At 59.7% G+C, this 5,766-nt stretch carries 6 protein-coding genes; 4 read left to right on the top strand and 2 right to left on the bottom strand.

Annotated elements, in window-relative coordinates; all coding sequences use genetic code 11:
* Nucleotides 1-87, top strand: an 87-nt coding sequence (locus ERD80_RS22935) for a hypothetical protein (protein WP_248295886.1), incomplete at its 5' end; no start/stop codon positions are given.
* Nucleotides 88-128: 41 nt separating this feature from the next.
* Here ERD80_RS22935 and ERD80_RS20605 read toward each other — a convergent pair.
* Nucleotides 129-1,628, bottom strand: coding sequence for a SulP family inorganic anion transporter (locus ERD80_RS20605; protein ID WP_136548352.1), 1,500 nt, complete (start codon nucleotides 1,626-1,628; stop codon nucleotides 129-131).
* Between the two features lie 151 nt (nucleotides 1,629-1,779).
* A complete protein-coding gene (locus tag ERD80_RS20600) occupies nucleotides 1,780-2,037 on the bottom strand; it encodes a biofilm/acid-resistance regulator YmgB/AriR (RefSeq protein WP_058780778.1) in 258 nt (85 codons plus the stop codon).
* Nucleotides 2,038-2,515: 478 nt separating this feature from the next.
* Between ERD80_RS20600 and ERD80_RS20595 the strand changes: the two genes are divergently transcribed.
* The 3 genes from ERD80_RS20595 to ERD80_RS20585 are packed head-to-tail and all read left to right on the top strand — an operon-like array spanning nucleotide 2,516 to nucleotide 5,723.
* Nucleotides 2,516-2,947: a MarR family transcriptional regulator gene (locus ERD80_RS20595; protein ID WP_058769594.1), complete on the top strand. Its 432-nt coding sequence runs from the start codon at nucleotides 2,516-2,518 to the stop codon at nucleotides 2,945-2,947.
* A 2-nt stretch (nucleotides 2,948-2,949) separates the two neighbouring features.
* Nucleotides 2,950-4,635: an MFS transporter gene (locus tag ERD80_RS20590; protein WP_132465245.1), complete on the top strand. Its 1,686-nt coding sequence runs from the start codon at nucleotides 2,950-2,952 to the stop codon at nucleotides 4,633-4,635.
* Nucleotides 4,632-5,723 (top strand): HlyD family secretion protein, encoded by a 1,092-nt coding sequence (locus ERD80_RS20585; RefSeq protein ID WP_136548350.1) that lies wholly within the window; start codon nucleotides 4,632-4,634, stop codon nucleotides 5,721-5,723. The genes ERD80_RS20590 and ERD80_RS20585 overlap by 4 nt, the downstream gene beginning before the upstream one ends.
* Nucleotides 5,724-5,766: the final 43 nt, after the last annotated feature.

Raw genomic sequence — 5,766 nt, 5'->3', positions numbered from 1 at the left:
CTGCCGTATAGCGTGCTGCGTGACCAGATTTTTACCCACCCAACCATGAGCGAATCGCTCAATGATCTGTTTTCCCTGGTAAAATAATGACGAACAGGACGCCTGCACCGGGCGTCCCGATCGCACATCTAGCCGAGATTGCCGCTCAGGCGATCGCGGAAATCGCTGCTGCGGTTATCCAGGCCGGTGAAGGTGACGCTGGCGCCGTGCCGCTGGTAGCGGTACTCAATGGCGTCGAGCGCCGCCACGCTGGAGGCATCCCAAATCTGCGCGTGGGTCAAATCGATGGTGACGCGCTGCGGATCGTGGCCGTAGTCAAAATGCTCAAACAGATCGTTGCTGCTGGCGAAAAACAGCGGGCCACGTACCGTGTAGTGCACATGCTCGCCATCGTCACTCAGCTGGCGCTCGGCATGGATCACGTGAGCGATGCGGCGCGCAAACAGCATCATGGCCAGCATCACGCCCACCAGCACGCCAAGCGCAAGGTTACCGGTCCACACCGTGACGGCGACGGTCAGCACCATCACCAGCGTTTCCGACCACGGCATGCGTTTCAGCGTGGCCGGCTGCAGGCTGTGCCAGTTCACGGTTTTCACCGCGACCACCATCATAATGCCCGCCAGCACCACCATCGGAATCTGCGCCATGATCTGGCTCAGACCGGTGACCAGCAACAGCAGCACCAGCGCTGCGGCCACGGTGGACACCCGGGTACGCGCCTTGCCCAGCTCAACGTTAACAATGGTCTGGCCGATCATCGCGCAGCCGGCGATACCGCCGTAAAAGCCTGCCAGAATATTGCCGACGCCCAGCGCCCAGGATTCACGCCGCTTGCCGGAAGGCGTATCGGTCATGTCATCCACCAGTTTGGCGGTCAGCAGGGATTCCATCAGGCCAACGAAGGCGACCGACAGCGCGGTGGGCCAGACAACCTGCAGCGTCTGCAGATTAAGCGGCACCAGCAGGGTAGTGAAATCCGGCAGGCCGGCGCGCATTGGCCCTTCATCACCGACGTTGGGCACGCGATAGCCCAGCAGCAGCGCGACAGCGGTGACAGCCACGATAGCCACCAGCGGCGAAGGCACGCTTTTAAGCACTTTGGGCAGCAGCAGCACGATGGCCAGCGTGGCGGCGAACAGCAGCCACACCAGGCCCGACTGGCCCCAGACGTGCGGCACCTGCGCAAAGAAAATCAGTATACCCAGCGCGTTAACGAAGCCGATCATCACCGAGCGCGGAATATAGCGCATCATGCGCGACAGCCCGGCAAGGCCGAAGATGATCTGAATAACACCGCCGAGGATCACCGCCGGCAGAATGTACTCCACGCCATGCGCGTGCACCATCGGCCCGATCACCAGCGCGACGGAACCGGCCGCCGCGGTGACCATCGCAGGCCGTCCTCCCAGAATCGACAGCGTCAGGCACAGCACCACCGAAGCGACAAGGCTGACTTTAGGGTCGACGCCGGCAATCACGGAAAACGAAATCACTTCCGGTATCAGCGCCAGGGCGGTAATCACCCCGGCCAGGCACTCGCGGGTGAAAAGAGAGGGTGAACGCAGCACACGTGCGACCGTGATGTCGCTCGCTGTGGCAGCGGGGCGATCGGCAGTTTGACTCATCTGTTGCAGGCTCTTTTATTGGATGCGCATGCCGTCACGGCATAGCAATATTTAATGGAAAAGTTAACGCGGGCGATGTTACCGGGGGATGACGCGAGGCGCCAGTAAAACGGGGCGATAAGGTTGATTCCATCCCTGGAATCCGCTGCGGCTACAGCGAAAAATCATCCGGGGTCTGGTGAACCACCAGTTCCAGCAGGTGACGGTAGACATCCAGCTGGACGACATCGGCTTCCTGCTCCAGCCGGCCAATCAGGGCGGCAATAATGGCCTTATTGGTCACCGGCATACCGCTGTGCAGGATTTCAGCAATCAGATGGCCTAAGACTTCCATCTCATTGGTTTCACTGTTAACGGCCTGTTTAAAATTGTCAGCGATGGTATCGCTGCTGTTGACGGCATTTTGCATGTGTAAGCCCTTAAGATTGGCTGATGGCCCAGCGGCCAGCACAACCAGGAAGAAATATTTCCGCGCGGACAGGCGCGAAAAACCTGACTCACCACCCAACACAAAAAGACACCTCTGAAGGTGGAAATCCACAACACCTTCAGAGGCGACGCAACTGCATCATTCGTTACCGAATCGTTAACCGATTCATGGCGGCTAAAGTTATACAGTAACCCCTAATCTGTACAAGCGGCGGCTTGTGCATTTCGTGCTTATCGGGCTAATTTACTCAATATTATAGGGTATTTTGCCGAAAAAAGTTATACAGGCAAGCTGTACACGCGGCCTGATCGGGCCTTTTTGCGACTTAAGTGAAACTGGTAATCTGCGTGCAGCACGACTAAATTTGCTGATGTAAGCAAACTTTTCATTCGCACGTCGCTTAGCTTATAATAACCTTCCCATTTAGTTAGAACTCTAACCATTAGGCCGCTACGCTTTGACTGACCATCCACAACCGTTCTCCCGTCTGTTGCATCTTACTGCCCATGCGTGGCGGCTGGCGGTTGATCGCCGCCTGAAAGAGAGCGGTTTGAGTATGAGTAGCTGGCTGGCAATTGCCAGCGTGGCGACCGCCAGTGAACCGCCGACGCAAAAGGCGCTGGCACAGCTATTGGGGCTGGAGGAAGCCAGTGTAGTGCCGCTGGTCGATCGGCTGGTGAAACAGCAGCTGCTGGCACGGGTGCAGCCAAAGGAAGATCGTCGCAAGCGCCTGCTGGTGTTAACCGAGCAGGGCGGCGAGGCGTTCGCTACGGTAAAAACGCAGGCGGATGCGCTGCGCGCCCAGTTGCTGGCCGATATCGATCCCGCCGCGCTGGCAGTGACCGAAAACGTGTTGCAGCAGCTGCTTGAACGCTTAGGAAACGTATAGCCGTGGCGAAACGTAACCCGTATGCGCCTCGCGAATGGCTGCCGCACGAAAAGCCGATGCTGCCGGGATCGCCCTCGACACCGCTGCATGCGCCATCGAAACGCATCGCGTTTGGCCTGATCGGCCTGCTGATCTCCATTACCGGCGCGCTGAGTAATGCGCTGGTGACCGCCAACCTCACCAATCTGCAGGGCACCTTCGCCGCATACAGCAACGAAATCGCCTGGCTGCCGGCGGTCTACGTGATGGGCAATATCTCCATTAATCTGTTGCTGGTGAAGTTCCGCCAGCAGTTTGGTCTGCGGCTGTTTACCGAAGCCTTTCTGGTGCTGTACGTCATCGTGGCGTTTTTTCACATCCTCGCGAACGATCTCAGCTCGGCGATTATCGTGCGTACCGCGCACGGCATGGTGGGCGCGGCGCTCAGCTCGCTGGGCATCTATTATCAGATCCAGGCCTGGCCGGCGAAGCACCGTCTCAAAGCGCTGGTGATTGGCATCACCGCCTCACAGCTGGCGATTCCGCTGGCGCGGCTGTTCTCCAGCGAGCTGCTGCAGCTGGAGGAGTGGCGCGGCCTCTATCTGTTTGAACTGGGCCTGGCGATGATTGCGCTGGGCTGCGTGCTGGTGGTCAAGCTGCCGCCGGGCGACCGTATCAAAGCGTTCGAAAAGCTCGATTTTGTCACCTTTATGCTGCTGGCACCGGGCATGGCGTTATTGTGCGGCGTGCTGTCACTCGGGCGCATTGAGTGGTGGTTCAGCACACCCTGGCTCGGCGTCTGTCTGGCGCTGGCGCTGGTGCTGATTGTCGCGGCGGTGGTGCTGGAGCATAACCGCGCTAACCCGCTGATTAACACCCGCTGGCTGAGCAATGGCATGATCGTGCGGCTCGGCATCGTGATGATCATGATGCGCATCGTGCTGGCCGAGCAGAATACCGGCGCGGTCGGCTTTCTGCAGCAGCTGGGCCTGCTCAACGATCAGATGCGCGGGCTGGCGCTGGCGATCATTGCGGGCGTGATCTGCGGCATGATTGCCAGCGCGCTGACCATCAAACCCAACCATCTGAGCTGGCCAATCGTGGTCTCGCTGGCCGTAATGATTGTCGCCTCGCTGATGGATGCGCAATCCAGCCCGCTGACGCGTGCCAGCAATCTCTACTTCAGCCAGTTTCTGCTCGGTTTCAGCAGTGCTTTCTTCCTTGGGCCAGCGATGCTGCTTGGCATCGGCGGCGTGGTGACTCAGCCGAAAAATCTGGTGAGTTTTGTCGTGCTGTTTGGCATGAGCCAGAATCTTGGCGGGCTGATTGGCTCTGCCATTCTCGGCACCTTCCAGACGTGGCGCGAAAAATATCACTCCAGCCTGCTGGGTGATCAGCTGTCGCTGCTCGATCCTAATGTGGTGGATCGCCTCAGCCAGTACAGCGCGCTGTTTCGCAGCCAGCTGGCGGACAGCGGCCTGCTCAGCGCGCAGAGCAGCAGTCAGCTGCAAACCGTGGCCACGCTGCAGGCCAACGTGCTGGCTTATAACGATACCTATTTACTGACCGCCGCGCTGGCAATGATAACGCTGATGTGGGTGCTGTGGCGCCTGACGCGGCTGCGTTATCTCAACTGGCGCCAGGCGCGACATAATCTGACTGAGCAACAGCAGCAGGCTGCGCCAGCAAACCGAACGGAGACCCCATGAGTCAACAGGACGATCTACAGGCTGCGGAGCGCGAGCGCGCTAACCGCCGACGCATTCTCTCTATCGCCGCCGGGAGCGGTATCGCCATCGTGGGCGTGCTGGTGATTTTATACGCCTGGCAGCTGTGGCCCTTTACCAGCACCATCCAGTCAACGGAAAACGCCTACGTGCGCGGCCAGGTGACCTTTATCAGCCCACAGGTCAGCGGCTACCTGACGAACGTTGAGGTGGTGGATCTGCAGCCGGTGCGCAAAGGACAGCTGCTGATGACCATTGACGATCGTATCTATCGCCAGCGCGTGCATCAGGCGCAGGCACAGCTGGCGATGAAGATCGCCGCGCAGAATAACAACCAGCAGCAGCAGAAGAGTGCGGAGGCCACTATCGCCAGCAATAAAGCCGCGCTGGAGAATGCCAAAGCGCAGGCGCTGAAAAGCAGTCTCGATTTGAAGCGGGTGGAAAATCTGGCGGCGGATGGCTCGCTGTCGGTACGCGAGCGTGACGCCGCGCGCGCAGCCAATGCGCAGGCTCAGGCCCAGCTGCGCCAGGCGGCGGCGCAGGTGGCGGTCTCGCAGCAGAATCTGCAAACCACCATCGTCAACCGTGCGGCGCTGGCCGGCGACGTAGCCAGCGCGCAGGCGGCACTGGAGCTGGCCAATATCGATCTGGACAACACGCGCATTATCGCGCCGGACAGCGGCCAGCTCGGTCAGCTGTCGGTGCGCAAAGGCACGTATGTTACTGCCGGCACGCGGCTGACCTCGGTGGTGCCGGATAATAAATGGGTGATTGCCAACCTGAAGGAAACCCAGCTGGCGCGCGTGCGCCCCGGCCTGCCAGTGTCGATCCGCGTTGATGCGCTGGACGGCAAGCGCTTTGACGGCCGCGTTGAGTTTATCTCGCCCGCCGCCGGATCTGAGTTCAGCGCCATCTCGCCAGATAACGCCACCGGTAACTTCGTGAAAATCGCCCAGCGCATTCCGGTGCGCATCAAAATTCTTGGTGACGAACTGCAGCAGCTGCGGCCGGGGATGTCGGTGGAAGTCGACATTGATACCGCCGCCGAACCACACCGGGATGCGTTATGAAGCGGCCGTTACTCGCGGTGCTCATCGCGCTGCTGCTGACCGG

The organism is Pantoea sp. R102, from assembly GCF_004916815.1.
GTDB lineage: Bacteria > Pseudomonadota > Gammaproteobacteria > Enterobacterales > Enterobacteriaceae > Pantoea > Pantoea dispersa.
Note: the sequence above shows the minus strand (reverse complement) of the source record. Positions and strands in the feature narration are given on the sequence as shown.

Bases quoted from the DNA above. Each gene is read 5' to 3' on its own strand.
- ERD80_RS20605 (WP_136548352.1), bottom strand. From the start codon at position 1,628: ATGAGTCAAACTGCCGATCGCCCCGCTGCCACAGCGAGCGACATCACG.
- ERD80_RS20600 (WP_058780778.1), bottom strand. From the start codon at position 2,037: ATGCAAAATGCCGTCAACAGCAGCGATACCATCGCTGACAATTTTAAA.
- ERD80_RS20585 (WP_136548350.1), top strand. From the start codon at position 4,632: ATGAGTCAACAGGACGATCTACAGGCTGCGGAGCGCGAGCGCGCTAAC.